The following is an 18,847-nucleotide window of genomic DNA, read 5'->3' on the forward strand; positions in this document are numbered from 1 at the left end:
TGTGTCTTCTACAACATCATGTAAAAAACCGCAAGCGACACTGACCGCATCCAACTTTAGCTTAGCTAAAATCCCTGCCACTTGAATCGGATGGATGATATATGGCTCACCTGATTGGCGAAATTGCCCCCGATGCCGATCTACCGCATAAAAAAGAGCTTTTTGAATCAAGGTGACGTCTTCTGATGATAAATATTTTCTAGTAAGAGCGACCACTTGATCGCCCGTCAAATTCACTTCTTTTGGCATTTTCTCTCTCCAGTTCTTCCTACCATTTTATCATTTTTAGACCGATATGAAAACAAGGAAATACAGAAGAAAGCAATAGAATCATAAGAAATACCTAAAAGCTGCAGATTCAATACCATTTCCCCAATACTAGGAAAAAGAACATGGCACCATTTCAGGTAAAAAGCCCGCCTTTAAATAGGCGGGTTGTGATGGAAGAAGTGATGTTTTTCAGTATGCAACATATCTCCGATAAATTCAACATAAGCATAAATGAGATAGCAAGCTGATACAACACCTAGCATAGCAATCAACAACTCAAATAAGGTAGATAAAGACATGATGAACCTCCTCTCCTTATCAAGCAAAAGCATTTTTCGTCATCTAGCTAGCAAATTTGTTCCTGTGCTTCCATCCTTTCTAGCTAAGCTAGATATTTCACTTATATTATACCAAAGTTAGGAGTTAAGGACAATAAAGACCAGCCCTATTAATGAAACTTTCCGGCTACATCAACTCTGTCAGTACACTGACTGCACTTAGTGCGTAAAGTGGAGCTGTCTCTGTCCGCAAGATACGTGGACCCAGCCCTGCAAGTATAGCTCCCATCTCTTCCAATGTGGCAATTTCTGCTGGAGACAGGCCACCTTCTGGACCAAAAATAAATAAAATCCGACTTCCTTTTTTGAGCTCTGTCACAGCCTTGACCAAAGCAGCAGACTCTCCCTCTTTAGCAGATTCCTCATAAGCTACAATAACACGGTCAAACTGGCTCAAACAATCTAAAAAATCAATTTTCTTCTCGAAAAGTCGAACTTCTGGTACCCAATTGCGTTTGCTCTGCTCTGCCGCTCCCAAAACAATCTTCTCTAGTTTGTCTGCTTTTTTAGCAAGTTTCTTACCGTCCCACTTGGCAACAGACCAGTCAGCCGGAAAGGCCCAGATAGCAGCTGCACCCAGTTCCGTCGTTTTCTGAGCTACCCATTCCAGCTTGTCTCCTTTGGGAAAGCCAGAAGCAATCGTCACATGAATCGGCAGCTCCGCGTTGTCTGGTAAATCTTCTACCAGATTCAGCACATGGCGCTCTCTATCTGCAACTCTTGCTAGGCGTTTAATACCATCCTCAAAAACCAGCACTACCTCATCATCTTCTACCAAACGCATAACAGAAAACATATGCTTCACTGTATCCTTGTCCCTCACAGTCAGTGGGGATTGGACGACTCCCTTGATAAAATACTGCTGCATTTAGCCTCCTATCACGCTGGAAATATCCTGTGTTTTCTTAAATACACAGGCATGCCATTCGCCTTGTATCATATGAGTTTCTAAGAAAAATCCAGCAGCTTCAACCGACTCTCTTACCATGTTCCATTTCTCGGAAATAATGCCACTCATAATCAGGTAGCCTTCATTCTTGAGCAAACGGTATGCATCATCAGTCAGATTTACCAGAATATCCGCTAAAATATTGGCTACAATGACATTCGCTTTAATATCCACACCCCGCAAGAGATCGCCAGTAGCTACCTGAATATTCTCCATATTTACATTCAGTTCAATATTATCCTGCGCCACACGTACAGCTATTTCGTCTAAATCATACGCATAAATCTTTTTTGCACCCAAGAGTGAGCTCGCTATAGAAAGGACTCCACTACCTGTCCCTACATCCAGCACCGTCTCACCACCTCGTAGTACTTGTTCTAAGGCAAAGAGACTCATCTTGGTCGTTGGGTGAGTCCCTGTGCCAAAGGCCATGCCAGGATCTAGCTTGATAATCTTCTCACCAGCTGTCGCCTCATACTCCGTCCATGATGGCACAATAGTCAAATCATGGGTAATCCGAGCTGGTTCAAAATATTTTTTCCAATTATCCACCCAATCTTGCTCTGCCAATTCTTGCTGAGTCAAACAGACCTGACCCGTTTCTAAGCCAAAGTCTGTCAGCTCTTTCAGCCGGGCGTGGACCTGGGCCTTGACCACCTCCATATCTACCGTATCAGGATAGTAGCTAGTGATTCGGACCTGTTTCTCTTGCTTAACCTCTGGGAAAATCTCCCCATAGATACCCACCTGACCCAAATAGTCCGCACTGTCATCAATAGCCACGCCCTGACAGCCTGACTCAATCAAAATATTGGCTGTCGCTTCCTCGGATTCCCTATCTACCTCAATCGTTAACTCCTGCCATGTATCCATTGCTCACTCCTTCTTTCACTCAATTGTTTTGGTCATATAAACCATATCCATATCCTCTTTTTCCGGCTTGATATGGGTTTTCCGGTAGCCATTTTTCTCATAAAAGGCCACCATACCCTCATCCTGCAAGACAGTGCACAAATCCCATTGTTTGGCAGCTGAGAACTGTTCCTCTACAAGTTTCAAACCTGCTGAACCAATTCCCCGGCCTTGATAATCGGGCAGAATCGCCGCTGTTCCCAGCCAACACTCTGTCTGCTCATCGTTGGTCTGGATACGGATAAACCCACACACTTCCTCATCATCCTTGACAAAATAATAAAAGCTATTAGGACGTTCTGCCAGCTTCCACTGGATGCGCTCCCGTTCTTCCAGATAAGGATCATACTCATCCTGATATTTGTCATAAACTGCCTTAAAAGCAGCCCGCTGAATACTGACAATGGTTTCTAAATCTGTAGCTTCTGCTTGTTCTATATAAATCATCTTTGAACCTCCTCCAAATAATCTCTCAATCTACTTTTCAACTGTGGAATGACGTTTTCGTCTGCTAATAATTCTTCTATATTTACCAATTTGTAGCCCTGTCCTTCATTACCAAAGACAATCTGATCAATCTCCTTCTGGCTAATCACTCCCACTATAAACACAGAGGTCTTAGCCGGATTGACAATGCCTTGGTAGGCTTTGACCCAAAGAATTGAGCTTTCCTTAATCGTAATGCCTAATTCCTCAAAAACTTCTCGCTTGATACACTCAAAAGGCGTTTCTTCCTTTTCTCTCCCACCGCCAGGAAAATCCCACATATTAGGATAAGGAATAGTGGGAATATCGTCTCTTAAAATGGTTAAAATTGTATCGCCATACAGTAAAGCAATTTTACAACCTGAAAAATCAAACGTTTGATACAAAACAGTCATATCACTCATTCTTCCCTACCTCCGTAAAATCAGTGTTCTTCTTAGGCACGCTTGTATTTCAGTATCTCGGATAAGGATAAAAGTCCGTCTCTTTCAAATCTGCTCTGGCTTTTTCAAAAGCTTTATTATTCCAGACAATTTCAAATTCCTCTGCCGCTGGATCTGCCAGAAAATCCATGAGAGCATCTAATCCCTCTTCGGCTGTCTGCTTCAAAAAATCCACAAAGTAGGTCAAGAATTCACGAGACAAACCTTTTTTTGGCTCGTAAGGAACAACTGTTAGATAATCCTCTGTTTCAAAGTGAGACTTAGCAGGATTATAAAAGAGAACGCTTTCTTCAAAGAAAATGTCTTCTGTGCTACTTTCTCCATCCACATCTAACAGTTCGATGCTATTTGCATTTTGTACTTCTAAGAGAAAGGACACTTCTACGGCATGATTCTTCTTATCCCAGTTTATCTCATAGTCAAATGGAAAGCATTGCCCCATTTCTTCATTTAATATATCCAAAAATCCATATTTAACCATAGCCAGCCTCTCTCCAATCCTTTAAAATGTGTTAAAATAGATACAACTATAGTAACATAAATCAGAACAGTTGAAAAGAATACCAGTAAGGAGGAACACGTATGCCAGAAAATTTAGCTATCCGCATGCGACCTAAAAATATTGATCAGGTCATCGGTCAGAAACATCTGGTCGGCGAAGGAAAAATTATTCGTCGCATGGTGGAAGCCAATCGTCTGTCTTCTATGATTCTCTACGGACCGCCCGGCATCGGTAAGACTTCCATTGCTTCTGCCATCGCTGGTACTACAAAATTTGCTTTTCGGACCTTTAATGCTACCGTTGATAGTAAGAAGCGTCTACAAGAGATTGCGGAAGAAGCCAAGTTCTCTGGTGGTTTGGTGCTACTTTTAGATGAGATTCACCGCTTGGATAAGACAAAGCAGGACTTCCTCCTCCCTCTGTTAGAAAACGGTCTAATCATCATGATTGGTGCCACAACAGAAAATCCTTTTTTCTCCGTCACTCCCGCTATTCGGAGCCGGGTACAGATTTTCGAGCTGGAGCCTCTGACAAATGACGATATTAAACAAGCTATTCAAACAGCCTTGGCAGACACTGAACGAGGTTTTGCTTTTCCTGTCCAATTAGATGATGACGCACTGGACTTCATTGCCACTTCCACGAATGGAGATCTGCGCTCAGCCTTTAATTCTCTAGATTTAGCAGTCCTCTCTACCTCAGCGGATAATTCAGGCGTTCGCCATATCACTCTGGATATTATGGAAAACAGCCTACAAAAGAGCTACATCACTATGGACAAGGACGGGGATGGTCACTATGACGTCCTGTCCGCCTTACAGAAGTCTATTCGGGGGTCTGATGTCAATGCCAGTCTCCATTATGCAGCTCGCTTGATTGAAGCTGGAGACCTGCCTAGCCTCGCACGACGTTTGACAGTTATTGCTTACGAGGATATTGGTTTGGCAAATCCCGATGCTCAGATTCATACAGTGACCGCACTTGAAGCCGCTCAAAAACTTGGGTTCCCAGAAGCTCGCATCCTCATTGCCAACATTGTCATTGACCTAGCACTTTCTCCTAAGTCCAACTCGGCCTACGTAGCCATAGACAAAGCACTCTCTGACTTGCGCCAGAACGGAAATCTCGCTATCCCTCGCCATCTACGAGACGGTCACTACGCTGGCAGTAAGGAGCTGGGAAATGCCCAAGATTACAAATATCCACATAACTATCCTGGTAACTGGGTACAGCAAAACTATCTTCCTGAAAAAATAAAAAATGCCGATTATTTCACTCCGAACGAAAATGGAAAGTACGAACGAGCCCTTGGAATGACTAAAAATAAGATTGATCAACTCAAAAACCACTAAAAAATCGTGGTATCGTTTGCAAAAAATCAATTTTTTCTCTTGAATTTTTCAAAAATTGTGGTATCATAATTATAGAAACGCTGTGGTGTACGACTTCACACTTAAGTGTTGACCGACTATTTTTTGTATTATTAGGGAAACAAAAGACTTCTAACAGCTTGCAGGCCGTTTCACGCGGAAGCAGCTTCAGTTAGAGCGAGTTGCCCACCTGCTTAATTGCGCGGGTTCAATACAAATCGTGAAAGTTCGGCACCAATACAGCTTTTTTATTGCCTCCTTAGCTCAGTTGGTAGAGCAGTGGACTCTTAATCCATGGGTCACAGGTTCGAGCCCTGTAGGGGGCATAATAAAATTTAAGTAGAAAGCCTATATGATAGGCTTTTTTGTTGTTCTCACTTATAATCTTCTAACCTTGTTATAGTTACAAAAAATAATAAAACAGCCTTTTTTGTTTCACAAAAAGCCATACTAAAATTCTCAAACTATCTATTTCCTTTCTTGACATCTCCCATCAAAAGAGTTAAAATGCTTTCATTCTCAAACTATACTATATAGGGGATGTAGATATGAAATTTTCTAATTGTTTATTGCTATTTCTTGCAGGAACTGTTCTTGTTTTATTAGCGCTTTTTCTATTTACAGATCCAGCAGCTAATCTTGTTGCTTACAGCTGGTGGATTGCATTTGGTTTATTGGTTGCTTCTATAGCGGCTATTTTAAACTATTTCTCTGTGCCAAAAGAGCTTCGCTCACCTGTTTATCTTTTCCAAAGATTATCAACCTGCTCTTAGCTATTTACCTCGTTGCTTATGGATTGTGACCTTACCTTTCATCATTCCAACCATTTTAGGAATTTAGTTAATTGTAGAAGCCATTATTGCTTTCTTTAAAGGTAATTGTCTAGGACTGATTTTCTCTGCTATTGGCAATCACATCATGTGGATGACGCTACTTGTATTTCTGCTTAGATTAGTCATTTTGTTCAATCCAATAGCTACAAGCGTCTTTGTCATTTATGCCGTTGCTTTTGCATTTTTAATTGCTGATTTTACCTATATCGTTGATGCCTTTCGTAAATAATCTAGCTGCCATTTTGGGCATATTAAAATAGCTGGGAAGTTACATTCTCAGCTTTTTTATATCTTATTTGTCACTTTTTCGCATTCCATTCAGCATAGAATTGATCTAAGTATTCTTCCAAAAAGTGATGTCTACTTTCTGCCATTTTTTGAGCAGCAGCGGTATTCATCATGTCTTTTAATTTGAGTAATTTCTCATAGAAATGCATGATAGCTGAACTCTTCCCAGTACGATATTCTTCCAATGTCATGTTTTCTCTCGGCTGCAAATCTGGATCGTGAATCGGTCTCCCTATATGACCTGAATAAGCCATAGCGCGTGCTATTCCAATCGCTCCAATCGCATCCAAACGGTCAGCGTCTTGAACAATTTTCCCCTCCAAAGTGCTGACATTCTTCTGTTGATGACCACCTTTAAATGACATCGTTGAAATAATATCCAGCACATGAGCTATTTCCGCATCTGAAGCCTGATGATTCTGTAGCCATTGCTCAACCTTTTGCAAGCCCACCTCTTCATTCTCATTTAATTTCCCGTCAGCTATATCATGCAGCAAGGCAGCTAGCTCACAAATAAAAGCATCTGCTTGTTCTTGTTTGGCAATTTCTACAGCATTGTTCGTGACACGCACAATATGCCACCAGTCATGCCCGCTCATCTCGTCTTTCAGTTCAGCATAAACAAAATCTCTCGCTTCTTGAAGAATTTTCGCTTGTCTATCCGTTATCATCTGTCACCCTTTTTATTTATATACACAAAAATCTCGAAGCGATTTCGAAACTTTCTTGATTATACTCATTTTTCAAGCCCAATCGTTTTCATTTTTTGTTGAATTTGTTGGTAGACGTGATTCCAGTCATTGGGATTTGCAATATCTAAATCATCCGTTGCAATTCTCATTTTAGGACTGTAGTTGTAATCCTCATACCAATTTTGATAATGCTTATAAAGCAGTTGATAGTAGTCAGCTAGTCCATTTTCTTCATTTGGTTGCTCATAATTGCGACCGCGTTTTTTGATATTGTTCATAATATGATCGAAACTTCCGTCTAAATAAATCAACAAATCTGGCGCTTTCTTAGGCAGACCTTGGATTTCTTCCATCATATTGTCTAAAAGTTCCAAGTAGATATCATACTCTTGCTCACTGATACTTCCCTTGAGTGTATTGATATAAGTAAACAAAGCGTCTTCATAAATAGAACGATCTAGAATATTATTGTCGTCATGATAAGCCGCTTTGATCATTTTAAAGCGTTTATTTAGAAAATAAATCTGCAAAGCAAAGCCATATTTATCTGGGTCTTCATAATATTTATCCAAAATAGGATTTTCTTCTACCGGTTCAAAAAATGGCTGCGTTCCTAATTCCTCGGCTAATCGATAAGTGTAAGTCGTCTTACCTACCCCAATCATGCCCGCTAAAATAATCACTATCTTCCTGCACCTCCAAAATCTATCTAATATCAGGTCATCAGCTTCAATAAAAACACCATATATTGTGCTAAAAAAAATAATAACACAATATATTGATGACGTCAAGATATAAAACTTCTAAATGTACAAACAAAAACAACCTTGTAAGAAGAAACACGATCAACTCTAGTACAAGTGTTATTTTTAGTATTCTCCATTTGTGACAGTAAATTTAATATGCGAATAATCTTTTTCTAAATCTTTCCCCTTCAAAAAAGCTACTGCATCTTTTTTTATCTGAATGAGGTCAATTCCTTGTGCCTGTGCTGCAAATACACAACCACAATAACATTGGCGGTAAATGTCGTACTCCTCGCACATTTCGACTGAGCGCTTATAGCCTTGATTTTTCTTGAAATCACTAGGAAGATACTGCGTTGCATAAACTTTCTGTACTTCAATTCCAACGCTATTGATTGTCTGCGAATTTTTATGAGGACTGATTGTCAAGGCGCTTCCAAAATAGTCAAATCCCAAATCAACCGCCACTTGCGCTGTCTTATCCAAGCGATAATCATAGCAGACTTTGCAACGATCGCCACCTTCCGGCTCTTCTTCCAAGCCATGTACTGTCCGAAAAAATTCCTGTGGCTCATAGGGAGCTTCTAAGTATCGAACATGATTACCAGTATTTTCATTGAAATCATGAACAAATTTTTGTGCAACATAGGCACGGCGCTGATATTCTGCCTTAGGGTGAATATTTGAATTAGCAAAATAAACCGTCACATCCGCATACTGGGTCAAATACTCCAGAGTATAGGTCGAACAGGGTGCACAACAAGTATGCATCAAAATCGTAGGACGCTTCTGATCTGATTCCCAAACTTTGACCATTTGCTGCATGACACGATCATAGTTTATTTTTTGGTTGGGATTCATTTTATTCAGAATTTCTTCAACATCAATCATCGTTTTCTCCTTAGAAATGTATCACTATTTTACCACAGAAAAGGAGCGGAGACAAATAGACAAAAGAGAATAACTTTTTCAAACAGCACTAATTTATCAAGCAAGAAAAATAAAGTTCTGGTTCTTTTGGCTCTCTTTGTATTGATCGTACATGTACCCCAGCTAAAAACTTTAAAAAAAGTGAGTTTGGATTTATCAAATCCAAACTCACTTCGCTTTTTATATCCTTCAAAAGCACGTTTGCGCTTCAACATAAAAGCAATCTCGTGCAACATTAAACATCGTTAAGAGCTGTATGAGAAAAACAAATCTTCTCTTATTCATCAAATAATTCGTTGATTTTCTAGCTTGTTTTACTCTTTAAACTCTCTATATCTTAAATTACATCATCCCGCCCATCATACTTGGATCCATTGCTGGAGCTGGGCTAGCTGGTTCTGGTTGGCTAGCAACAACTGCTTCTGTTGTTAAAATAAGGCTAGCTACTGACGCAGCATTTTGAAGGGCAGAACGAGTAACCTTGACTGGGTCAATGATACCTGCTTCAATCATGTTGACCCATTCACCAGTTGCAGCATTAAAGCCTGTACCAACTTCAGAGTTTTTCAAACGGTCAATGACGATCGAACCTTCAAATCCTGCATTGATAGCGATTTGTCGAATAGGTTCTTCCAAAGCACGAAGAACGATATTACGACCTGTTGCTTCATCACCTGATAAGTCTAAGGCTTCAACAGCATTTAAAACATTCACAAAGGCTGTTCCACCACCTGAGACAATTCCTTCTTCAACAGCGGCGCGAGTTGCATTGAGGGCATCTTCAATGCGGAGTTTCATTTCTTTGAGTTCTGTTTCTGTTGCAGCACCCACTTTGATGACTGCCACACCACCTGACAATTTTGCTAAACGTTCTTGTAGTTTTTCTTTGTCAAATTCAGATGTAGCACTTTCAATTTGCGATTTAATGACAGCCACGCGGTTAGCAATCGCTTCAGCAGCTCCTGAACCTTCCACAATCACTGTGCTATCTTTGTCGACAGTCACTTTTGAGGCTTGTCCAAGTGCTTCAATGGTTGCATCTTTCAATTCTAGACCAAGATCTTCTGTAATCACTGTACCGCCAGTCAGAATCGCAATATCTTCTAACATAGCCTTACGACGGTCACCGAAGCCTGGCGCTTTCACAGCGACTACATTGAAAGTACCGCGGATTTTATTTAACACAAGAGTTGGAAGAGCTTCACCGTCTACATCATCTGCGATAATCAATAATGGACGACTTGTTTTTAAAATATTTTCCAACAAAGGAAGAATTTCTTGGATATTAGAAATCTTCTTATCTGTAATCAAGATATATGGATTATCTAAATCAGCAACCATTTTTTCATTATCTGTTACCATGTATTGAGAAAGATAGCCACGGTCAAACTGCATACCTTCCACAACATCAAGCTCTGTTTCCATTCCTTTTGATTCTTCAATAGTGATGACACCGTCGTTGCCAACTTTTTCCATAGCTTCAGAAATGTATTCTCCGACTTTTTCAGAACGTGATGAGACAGCTGCAACTTGCGCAATCGCTTCTTTATTAGAAACCGGAACAGAATTTGCTTTTAAGGCTTCAACAGCTGTTGCAACAGCTGTTTCAATACCACGACGAATGCCAATTGGGTTTGCACCAGCCGTTACATTTTTGATTCCTTCGCGGACAATGGCTTGGGTCAAGACAGTCGCAGTAGTTGTTCCGTCACCAGCGATATCATTAGTTTTTGAAGCAACTTCTGACACCAACTTAGCGCCCATATTTTCAAAATGATCTTCGAGTTCAATTTCTTTTGCAATAGTCACACCGTCATTTGTGATGAGTGGTGAGCCAAATGATTTTTCAAGAACAACATTGCGTCCTTTAGGTCCTAAGGTTACTTTAACGGTATCTGCCAAAATATCGACACCACGTACCATAGCACTTCTTGCATCTGCTGAAAATTTAATATCTTTTGCCATTTTTACAATTCCTCTTTCTATAAATGTTTAATTTATTCAACAATCGCTAGAATATTTGTCTCATTGACAACGAGATACTTTTCTTCGCCGTCTTTGACTTCAATTCCTGCATGGCTTTCAACGAGAACAGTATCATCGGCCTTCACGCTTGGAGCAACGAGTTCACCGTTGAGCGTACGAATTCCTTCCCCGACAGCTATAACTTTTGCCGTCTTCGTTGCATCTTGTCCTGCTCCTGCAATGACAAAGCCACCAACTTTTTGTTCTCTTTCTTCTACTTTTAGGACCACACGGTCGCCTAATGGTTTAAGCATTTGTTTACCTCCAATATCTTGTTTTAGCACTCTATATACACGAGTGCTAATATTTACATTTTCTATTGTATCACTTGGTCAGAAATAGTCAAGAAAAAAACTCTGTCAAATGACAAAGTTTTTAAGGGGAAAGCAAATAAGTTTTTATTAGACCAATCTTAATTTTTCTTCAAAATCGTCAATAACTTTTTTAAGATTCAATCGTCCTTTATAAATACCATAACCAAAGACAAGCATTGCTAGAATCCCTAGTACCGCTAGGATCGTTCCAGCAATAAAGGCAATAAAATTGGTCTGACGGAAGAAATAAACCAGAACAAGACCGATACTAGCAATAGTAAAGAAGAGACTAAACCAACGCCCTAGATTTTCAATCATGTGTTTTTGGTATTGAATTTCCGTTTCATATCCTTGAATCAATTCTTGTTCTGTCATATTTTTCTCCTATTTAGTATTTCAATCCTGGGTTGAAGAAGCCAACCAATACACCAAGGAAAGCAATTACTACAAGAAGCAACATTACTTTGATAGGTGAGAGATTTTTCTTAGCCATTAACCACCAGCAAAAGACGATAAACAAAGCTGTCAATAAACCTGGATAAACACCGTCTAATTGGCTTTGTAAAACCAAGAAGGCTTTCCCTGAAGAATCTTTCAATTTGAAAGCTGTCTTAACAGGTACCCATGTCGCTGCAACCGCACCGATGACCATACCACCAATGATAGACACAGACTTACGGATAGCTTGTCCTTGAGGGCCTACAAGAAATTCAACTGCTTTATCTCCTAGTTCGTACCCTTTAAAGTAGGCGAATTTCATACCAAAGTAGGCGAGCAAGTTCCAAACCACGATATAGAAAATCGCACCAAGTGGTGAGCCACCATTTGACAAACCGAGAGCAATACCTAATATAATCGGAATCAAGGTACCAACAATCAGTGAATCACCAATTCCTGCAACAGGTCCCATGAGACCAGCACGAAGACCGTTGATTGTTTCATCATCTACTCCATCAGCCCCATTCGCACGCGCTTCTTCTAAACCTGCTGTAATCCCTACAATCAATGCACCTAATTGCGGCTCCGTGTTAAAGAATGCGGTGTAGGTGTGCATTGCTTTTGCTTGATCTTCTTTTTTAGAATATAATTCTTCCACAATTGGTAGCATTGAAGCCAGATATCCAAAGGTTTGCATGTGTTCTTGTGAGAAGCAAGTTAAGTTCCCATAATACCAATGATGAAAAGATTTTCCTAATGTTTTTTTCGTTAATTTAACCATTTTAAATATCCTCCTCATCGTCATCATCAAAACTTGCACTAGCAGCCGCTTGTGCTCTTACATTTTTCGCCATTTGAATTTCATAGAATAATACTGCAAAGATTAATGAAATGACTGCACAAGATACAAGGTTAAGTCCTAATGAAGCTGCTAAAGTAAATCCAACAAAGAATGGAATGAAATCAACAGCTTTTTCAACGATTTGTTTTAAGAGGATGGCAATTCCGACACATGGAAGGAGAGAGCCGACCGTAAAGAGGGTTTTCATTGGAATACCATCCAATGGAAGAGCTGTTTTTAAAGCAGTAACCGCATCGGCACCTAATTTACACATAATAAGCGTTGGCAAGAATGAGAATACTAAATGGGAAATCCATGGGAAGCCCCAGTCTACCACATATAAGCGTTTAAATTCACCTTTTTCAACAGCTCTCCAGCCAATATGTTGCCAAAGTAGATTCATAGTAGCTGTACCATAGAAAAGAACTGTACCGACTGTACCAACGAGTGTTCCCATTGATTTAGCCAAGTTAGCAGCATCTGCAGAGTCAAGTGACAGTCCTTGTGATTGAATAGCAACCATTGCCAGAGGAATCCCAATATAAGAAACCGCACGAACGTCAGCTGAAACAGTACCGCCAGGTGTTACCAAAGCGATGTAAACAAGTTGCATCGCAACCCCACAGATGATACCTAATTTCACATCTCCTAGGATCAGTCCTGAAACAAGACCACCTACAAGTGGGCGCCCAAGAGTATAGTTACCAATGGATGTACCACCTAGGCCAGGCATGGATGATAGACAGGCAAATAACCCTAATAAAGCGGCTTGAAACCACGAAATTGTCATAATAAAGCCTCCTTAATGCTTATTATATTTTATTAAAAACCGAATTTAGACTTGAAATCGTCCCAATAGCCAATAGACACATCTGGTAAGAGTTGGAATTTTACTTTATAGCCAGCTTTTTGAATTGCTTCAAGTGCTTCTGCTTCTTCCTGTGTAATGGATTGATTGTTTCCCAATTTAGTAGCACCCGGACGATCATTAGCTGGACCAACGATGATTTCTTTGATATCACCAGGCACAAAACCTTGATCAACTAGTATTTCTTTCATATCAATTGGATTTTTAGTAATCAAGAAATAGCGACTATCGGAATCCAATACCTTTTGTGATTTTTCTTTCCATGCTTCTTTTGTCCAAACAAATGTTTTTTTATCAGAAGCTGCTTTATAGGCTTGCTTTAAAACTGCATTTCCTGCTGCAGCATTATTGACAGCAACTAACCCGTCACAAGGATATTCCTTTGCCCAGCGAGTTACTGTTTGACCATGAATCATACGGTCATCAATACGCACAAATGAAATTGTCATGATACATCTCCTTTTTACACTCTTTAAATATCGTCTTCATCCTCTTCGTCACTAGAAGTCACATCAAATTCTTGCAATGCTGCGGAAGCTTCTGAGAGAATAGCCTTAACCAGTTCTTTCCCTTCCAGCATATCTTTCATTACTAAGCCCGTGAGCCCCATTGTCAAATTAAGACCACCAAGTACGACTGCAGTATTTAACTTGTCAAGTTCCGCTAAAACGTTGCAAGCTGTTGTCAAAGGGCTTCCTCCGACAATATCTGCTAATACCAAAACCGTATCTTCTACACTAAGACCAGACAATGCTTGCCGAAAGTCAAAAGCAAAATCATCAACAGACTTGCCTTCTTTTAATCCTACTGCAATGACTTGATCTGTCTTATCACCAGCAAACATCTTAAGCGAGCTTTGTACTCCTTCTGCTAGTCCACCATGACTGACTAGTACCAGATATTTCATGTTCTTTCCTCCTTCATTTCCTGTCTTTATTTTACTAAAGCTGGAACCGGTTTCATATTGTCAAATGTCACTTTGTAAAGATGACAATTGTTAATTAAAATGTGACATTTGTCATCTAGATTTTCAAAAATAAAAAATAGCCAACTTTGAGCTGAACTGCGCCTCCAAAAGTTAGACTCAAAAATCTAACTTTTGGGGCGCAGCTCAATACTCACTTAGCTATTTTCTTTTTAATACTGTTAAACTTCTATTTGCCTGTTTCTTCCATTTCTCTTTGAATACTTGGCAAGCGACTGTCGATTTCATTGTTCTTGAGAGCATTTTCGAGTAAGTGATCAATGCGTTCCAGAGAGTGATAATCCACATCTCGACTAATATCTAAGACAGAATGTTTCATCATATGATCCAATCTTTGAGAAGTCAATGAATTCAGACCAAAATCATCTGCTTGTAAAATCTTTTTCGTCTGACTGCTTTTAACAACTGATAGCAAGACAGATGTTCCTTGCGACTTTTCAAATAAATTCTGTTGAGTTTTTTGATTTTGACACAATAATTTCATAAATTCCCAAGCTAATTTATCTTGTTTTGTCTTTGAAGACATGGCAAAAAGGGACGTTTTCACTTGTGTTGCAGGAATGCCTGCTTTAGCAGCTGGCATGGGAATACAAGTCCAAGAAAATCTAGAATACTTTGCTACATGATAAGGATAAGGTTTATAAGTCCGATATTGCGCCAAACTCATAGGATAAAAAGCAACCTTGCCTTCATCAAAATCATTTGATGTTACCTTGTACCGTTGATTCAATGAAGTTAATTTGCTGATAAAGGACAACGCTTGATGCATTTCTGCGCTATCAACATTGACACCACTTTGATTTCTCAGATGACCATTATAAGCTACTAAGGCCTGCTTCCAGGTATAATCCGTAATACCATATTGGTCAATCAGACCGTCCCCGTTTGTGTCCTTTGTGACTTTTTGACAAATCGCATACAAGTCTTCTAAAGTCCAATTAGAATCGGGAATCGAAATTCCTTCCTTTTCCAGCAAATCCTTATTGACACACATCATGACAGGATTGCTTTCAATCGGCAAAGCATAGCTGTGCCCCTGATATTGTCCGGCTTGATAAGCAACTGGATAGTAAGCGGCAACTTCATTTTTGCTAAGTAAAGAGTCTAAGGATTTGAAAGCCCCGGAAGCCGCTAACATAGAAAAATCATTTTCAGGCACCATAAACACATCTGGCTGTTCCCCTTTTAAAATTTTTTCAGCTAGCCAGCCGTCGTAATCTTTCTTAGGAATACCACTCTCATAGACCACCCTAACTTGTGGATGTGACTTTTCAAATTGTCGAATAATTTTGTCTAATATTCTATTTTCACGGCTATTTGGGACATCCCAGCTACTACCAGCATAAACTCCGATTCGCAAAATTTTCTTCTGAGTAGATGTCCATAAAACAAAGCCCAGAGCCACTAGAAGAAGGCTTGAAATTAAAATTACCATATATCGAAATTGCCACTTCATTTGTCATTGTCCTTATTAAAATCACGCTGGGTAACACCTGTCTGTACAGCCCATATAGCTAATTGCGTGCGGTCACGTAAGTTTAGCTTTGATAAGATGCCAGATAAATAATTCCGTATAGTCCCTTCAGACAAGAACAACTTCGCTGCAATTTCCTTGTTTGAAACTCCAAAACCAATTTGTTGGATAATCTTCCACTCAGTCTGACTCATATCTTCTACATTTTCTTCCGCAACAGAAATGGCAAAATTCGACTGCGCCATTTGTGAAAAGATTTTAAACACTTTGCTAGCAATGTTCGGATTAATCATAGCTCCGCCTTTGTGAACCGTTTGAATAGCTTGATACAATTCTTCAGTAGAGACTCCTTTTAAGATATAACCAGAAGCACCATATTTTAAAGCAGAAAAAATGAAATCATCGTCATCAAAAGTTGTTAGAATAATAATTTTGATATTTGGATAGTGTTCTTTGACTGCCTTTGTACAGAGAACACCGTCCATAACAGGCATTCGAATGTCCATCAAAATCACATCAGGGTGTACATGATGCAGTTTGTCAAGCACTTCTTTGCCATCTCCGACTATTCCCACTACTTCAATATCTGGATGTGCCGATAAAACAATCTGTAAAGACTCACGAATCAAGGCCTGATCATCTGCAATTAAAACTTTAATCATTCTTTCCTCCTATTTTCGGAATTTTAATATAGGTATAAAAGCCATTACGATTTTCAAAATGGACACTACCGCCAATAATCGCTAGGCGTTCCTGCATTTGTTTTAGACCATAACCATAGTGAAGCTCGTCAAAACCAACTCCATCATCTTGTATAGTCATGATATAATTCTCTTCTTCTAATAACTCAATCCAAACCGTTTTGGCATGCCCATGCCGTACCGAATTGGTAATGGACTCTTGAATCACCCGAAAGACAATATCTTCTTTTGCAACATCCAAATCAATTGTGGCCCATTCATAGCGAAAATGAATTTCCAAATTAGAAATGGCTTCATATTCTCGAATAATTTTGAACAACGCTTCCTTTAAGCTATTATTTTCTAAAGCACCAGGTCGCATTTTATTGAGTGAACCTCGTACATCACGGATACCATCTCGTACAACCACAGAAACATTTTCTAACTGTTCCTTAGCACAATTTTTGTCAATCTCCACCAATACTTTAACTGCATCAATCCCCGCAGAAATCCCTGTCAAAGCATGCCCTAGCGTATCATGAATTTCTCTAGCGATTCGCTTTCTTTCACGGTCTTCTGCGATTTTTTCAGATAAGGCTAAATAACTATTCAACTCGCGATTGGCTTGTGCGGCCATGCGTAGCTCTTCTTCAATATGGTGTTTTTCGGTCATCGCAGATAAAATATAGAATAGTAGAGAAATCATAAAGACAACTAGATTCAGTGAAAAGAGAAAATTCTTTCCAAAAAGGAGAGCCATGCGAATCGATTCTGGACAAAAGCGAATATAAGTATCTAACGAAGGCAATTTGACAAAAAGCGACATTAAATCATAGTTGGATAAGAGCAACATGGTAAAACTCAAAATGATAAAGGAAAACCAGTATTTCCGATCTTTTGAAGTGTTAAATTCTTTGGAACCATAAAAAATATCTGCAAAAACTAAGAGAATCAGACCATTATAAGAAGAATGCAAGACAGAAAAGATAACTAACATCAGCAAAATCTCAATAATAGTTACTTTATCATAAACGGATAGCTGATTTGGATGCTTCTCACGGTAATAAAAAACCAACAATAAGCAAGCATAAAAAGCAATAGACATCCAAAAGCTAAAACTCGGCGATCCTGGTATAGCATCTAAACGTCCTAACAGTGAATGAGCATATCCTTTTGCCACTACATAATTCGTTGCAAAAAGATAAATAGAGGCATTGTAAACAATGGCAATAAAATTGATGGCCATCAAAGCAATTTTGCTATAAAAGATACTTCTATTTTGTCTCATTATTGCCACCCTGTAATTGTATATTGAGCGATATTCTCTTTATTTACTAAATGAACAGGAATGAGATATTCCTCTTTGTAAGCTTGATGTTTCATCATGCGCTCAATCACTTCTGTCACCTTTCTGCCCATTTGAATCGGAGACTGAGCAACCGTCCCTTGAATATCATTGGTATTTGCCAAGAAATTTTTAATATCAGGTGAGCCATCTACGCCATAGATTGCAATCTTGTCTGTCACACCTTGATCTTTTATAGCCGCAAGAGCTCCGATAGCTGCACGATCATTTAAAGACATGACCACATTAAATTGCATCCCTTCATTCAGGGCTTTTTTTACTTGAGGCATACTTTCTTCTGTTTGCCCCAATGTCTCTCGCTCAGAGACCACCTGATAAGCAGGATGTCCTTTAATCGTGTCTAAAAATCCTTGAATTCGGTCCATCGCAGACACTGCATTACGATGTTCCAACAGTAAAATCTTCGCACTTGATAATCGTTTCATCATATCATTTGCGATTAACACGCCTGCTTGATAATTATCAGATACAATAGTTGTATCAACCTTGGCTTCCTTACTAATCGGTGCATCTACAACAATAATTTTAATACCTGCTTTTTTAGCTTTCCTCAAAGATGCAATAATTTTTGAACTATCGCTTTTAACGGGGTTAATGACAATGACATTCACTTTTTCTTGAACAAAATAATCAATCTGCTGGCTTTGCTTGTCTTCGTCTAGTTCTGGATCTCGCACATAAAGCCGATTGCCCTGTTGATTCGTTTTTTTCTCAATCTCCGCATTTAAAGTTTTATAAAAATCATTATTCATCGTCATATAGGTTGCTCCTATCTTGACCTGTTTACTATCTGATGAAATTCCCTTTACATAGAGAAAAACTAAGCCCGTCAAAACAAAAACTAATAGAGAAAATAATAGATATTTACGACAATTGCGATATTGCTTTTTTCCTTTACCTGCTCTCATTTTTTCTCCTTATCAACAGCAATCTTAAACAGAAAACTCTGTTTTAGCTAGGTTTATTATATTATATTTATACAAAAAAACAAAACTTCGACAAGAAAAAGAAGTGTGAAAAACTTGAAAAATCCCTCTCACTTTCTTGTTTTTAGACTCAAGTTGAAACTAAATGCAACATCTTTTCAGATTGTTGGT

22 protein-coding genes, 1 tRNA gene and 1 pseudogene are annotated in these 18,847 nt (G+C 39.2%); 3 read left to right on the forward strand and 21 right to left on the reverse strand.

Annotation, left to right across the window (positions count from 1 at the left end; genetic code table 11):
* The 7 genes from HMPREF2542_RS03640 to HMPREF2542_RS03665 all read right to left on the reverse strand — a co-directional run.
* On the reverse strand, positions 1–249 hold a 249-nt coding region (locus tag HMPREF2542_RS03640; RefSeq protein ID WP_148129457.1), incomplete at its 3' end, for an HD domain-containing protein.
* Positions 250–422: 173 nt separating this feature from the next.
* Positions 423–569: a hypothetical protein gene (locus tag HMPREF2542_RS09890; RefSeq protein ID WP_003070706.1), complete on the reverse strand. Its 147-nt coding sequence runs from the start codon at positions 567–569 to the stop codon at positions 423–425.
* 166 nt (positions 570–735) lie between these two features.
* Complete coding sequence (locus HMPREF2542_RS03645) at positions 736–1,476, reverse strand: 16S rRNA (uracil(1498)-N(3))-methyltransferase (RefSeq protein ID WP_058669889.1); 741 nt, start codon at positions 1,474–1,476, stop codon at positions 736–738.
* The gene (gene prmA / locus HMPREF2542_RS03650) at positions 1,477–2,430 is read right to left on the reverse strand and encodes a 50S ribosomal protein L11 methyltransferase (protein WP_058669890.1); all 954 of its coding nucleotides are present in this window, start codon (positions 2,428–2,430) and stop codon (positions 1,477–1,479) included. It lies immediately after the preceding gene.
* A 15-nt stretch (positions 2,431–2,445) separates the two neighbouring features.
* Positions 2,446–2,916, reverse strand: coding sequence for a GNAT family N-acetyltransferase (locus HMPREF2542_RS03655; protein ID WP_003070709.1), 471 nt, complete (start codon positions 2,914–2,916; stop codon positions 2,446–2,448).
* A complete protein-coding gene (locus HMPREF2542_RS03660) occupies positions 2,913–3,359 on the reverse strand; it encodes an NUDIX hydrolase (RefSeq protein WP_003070711.1) in 447 nt (148 codons plus the stop codon). Before HMPREF2542_RS03660 ends, HMPREF2542_RS03655 begins: the two co-directional genes overlap by 4 nt.
* Positions 3,360–3,408: 49 nt before the next feature.
* Complete coding sequence (locus HMPREF2542_RS03665; RefSeq protein WP_058669891.1) at positions 3,409–3,879, reverse strand: DUF3013 family protein; 471 nt, start codon at positions 3,877–3,879, stop codon at positions 3,409–3,411.
* A 101-nt stretch (positions 3,880–3,980) separates the two neighbouring features.
* Between HMPREF2542_RS03665 and HMPREF2542_RS03670 the strand changes: the two genes are divergently transcribed.
* From HMPREF2542_RS03670 to HMPREF2542_RS09530, 3 genes and pseudogenes are all read left to right on the forward strand, one after another.
* Positions 3,981–5,252: a replication-associated recombination protein A gene (locus tag HMPREF2542_RS03670; protein ID WP_058669892.1), complete on the forward strand. Its 1,272-nt coding sequence runs from the start codon at positions 3,981–3,983 to the stop codon at positions 5,250–5,252.
* Positions 5,253–5,523: 271 nt separating this feature from the next.
* Positions 5,524–5,596: transfer RNA gene (locus HMPREF2542_RS03675), tRNA-Lys, on the forward strand.
* A gap of 222 nt (positions 5,597–5,818) precedes the next feature.
* Positions 5,819–6,332 (forward strand): annotated as a pseudogene (locus tag HMPREF2542_RS09530) (DUF308 domain-containing protein).
* 70 nt (positions 6,333–6,402) lie between these two features.
* Here the strand turns inward: HMPREF2542_RS09530 and HMPREF2542_RS03685 are convergent.
* The 14 genes from HMPREF2542_RS03685 to HMPREF2542_RS03755 all read right to left on the reverse strand — a co-directional run bounded on the left by HMPREF2542_RS03685 (position 6,403) and on the right by HMPREF2542_RS03755 (position 18,658).
* Positions 6,403–7,062 (reverse strand): HD domain-containing protein, encoded by a 660-nt coding sequence (locus HMPREF2542_RS03685; protein ID WP_058669894.1) that lies wholly within the window; start codon positions 7,060–7,062, stop codon positions 6,403–6,405.
* Positions 7,063–7,127: 65 nt separating this feature from the next.
* The gene (locus HMPREF2542_RS03690) at positions 7,128–7,766 is read right to left on the reverse strand and encodes a deoxynucleoside kinase (RefSeq protein ID WP_003070721.1); all 639 of its coding nucleotides are present in this window, start codon (positions 7,764–7,766) and stop codon (positions 7,128–7,130) included.
* Positions 7,767–7,952: 186 nt separating this feature from the next.
* A complete protein-coding gene (locus tag HMPREF2542_RS03695) occupies positions 7,953–8,720 on the reverse strand; it encodes an epoxyqueuosine reductase QueH (RefSeq protein WP_058669895.1) in 768 nt (255 codons plus the stop codon).
* A 381-nt stretch (positions 8,721–9,101) separates the two neighbouring features.
* On the reverse strand, positions 9,102–10,724 hold the full coding sequence (groL, locus tag HMPREF2542_RS03705; RefSeq protein WP_003070725.1) for a chaperonin GroEL: 1,623 nt from the start codon (positions 10,722–10,724) through the stop codon (positions 9,102–9,104).
* Positions 10,725–10,756: 32 nt separating this feature from the next.
* Positions 10,757–11,038, reverse strand: coding sequence for a co-chaperone GroES (gene groES / locus HMPREF2542_RS03710; protein ID WP_003070727.1), 282 nt, complete (start codon positions 11,036–11,038; stop codon positions 10,757–10,759).
* Between the two features lie 147 nt (positions 11,039–11,185).
* Complete coding sequence (locus HMPREF2542_RS03715; RefSeq protein ID WP_003039055.1) at positions 11,186–11,473, reverse strand: hypothetical protein; 288 nt, start codon at positions 11,471–11,473, stop codon at positions 11,186–11,188.
* Between the two features lie 13 nt (positions 11,474–11,486).
* Positions 11,487–12,317 (reverse strand): PTS system mannose/fructose/sorbose family transporter subunit IID, encoded by an 831-nt coding sequence (locus HMPREF2542_RS03720; protein WP_003070729.1) that lies wholly within the window; start codon positions 12,315–12,317, stop codon positions 11,487–11,489.
* A gap of 1 nt (position 12,318) precedes the next feature.
* A complete protein-coding gene (locus HMPREF2542_RS03725; RefSeq protein WP_070484347.1) occupies positions 12,319–13,167 on the reverse strand; it encodes a PTS mannose/fructose/sorbose/N-acetylgalactosamine transporter subunit IIC in 849 nt (282 codons plus the stop codon).
* Positions 13,168–13,199: 32 nt separating this feature from the next.
* Positions 13,200–13,694, reverse strand: a complete 495-nt coding sequence (locus HMPREF2542_RS03730) for a PTS sugar transporter subunit IIB (protein ID WP_003028529.1) — start codon at positions 13,692–13,694, stop codon at positions 13,200–13,202.
* Between the two features lie 23 nt (positions 13,695–13,717).
* The gene (locus HMPREF2542_RS03735) at positions 13,718–14,152 is read right to left on the reverse strand and encodes a PTS sugar transporter subunit IIA (protein WP_058669898.1); all 435 of its coding nucleotides are present in this window, start codon (positions 14,150–14,152) and stop codon (positions 13,718–13,720) included.
* Between the two features lie 247 nt (positions 14,153–14,399).
* Entirely contained in the window at positions 14,400–15,686 is a 1,287-nt protein-coding gene (locus HMPREF2542_RS03740) for an ABC transporter substrate-binding protein (protein ID WP_058669899.1), read from the reverse strand.
* Positions 15,683–16,366 carry a response regulator transcription factor gene (locus HMPREF2542_RS03745; RefSeq protein ID WP_049481521.1) on the reverse strand — a complete coding sequence of 228 codons (684 nt, stop codon included), beginning with the start codon at positions 16,364–16,366 and terminating at the stop codon, positions 15,683–15,685. Before HMPREF2542_RS03745 ends, HMPREF2542_RS03740 begins: the two co-directional genes overlap by 4 nt.
* Positions 16,359–17,672 carry a sensor histidine kinase gene (locus HMPREF2542_RS03750; RefSeq protein WP_058669900.1) on the reverse strand — a complete coding sequence of 438 codons (1,314 nt, stop codon included), beginning with the start codon at positions 17,670–17,672 and terminating at the stop codon, positions 16,359–16,361. Before HMPREF2542_RS03750 ends, HMPREF2542_RS03745 begins: the two co-directional genes overlap by 8 nt.
* Positions 17,672–18,658: a sugar ABC transporter substrate-binding protein gene (locus HMPREF2542_RS03755; RefSeq protein WP_058669901.1), complete on the reverse strand. Its 987-nt coding sequence runs from the start codon at positions 18,656–18,658 to the stop codon at positions 17,672–17,674. Before HMPREF2542_RS03755 ends, HMPREF2542_RS03750 begins: the two co-directional genes overlap by 1 nt.
* Between the last annotated feature and the right edge of the window lie 189 nt (positions 18,659–18,847).

The sequence above is a fragment of the Streptococcus sp. HMSC034B05 genome, assembly GCF_001809055.1.
Lineage (GTDB): Bacteria > Bacillota > Bacilli > Lactobacillales > Streptococcaceae > Streptococcus > Streptococcus constellatus.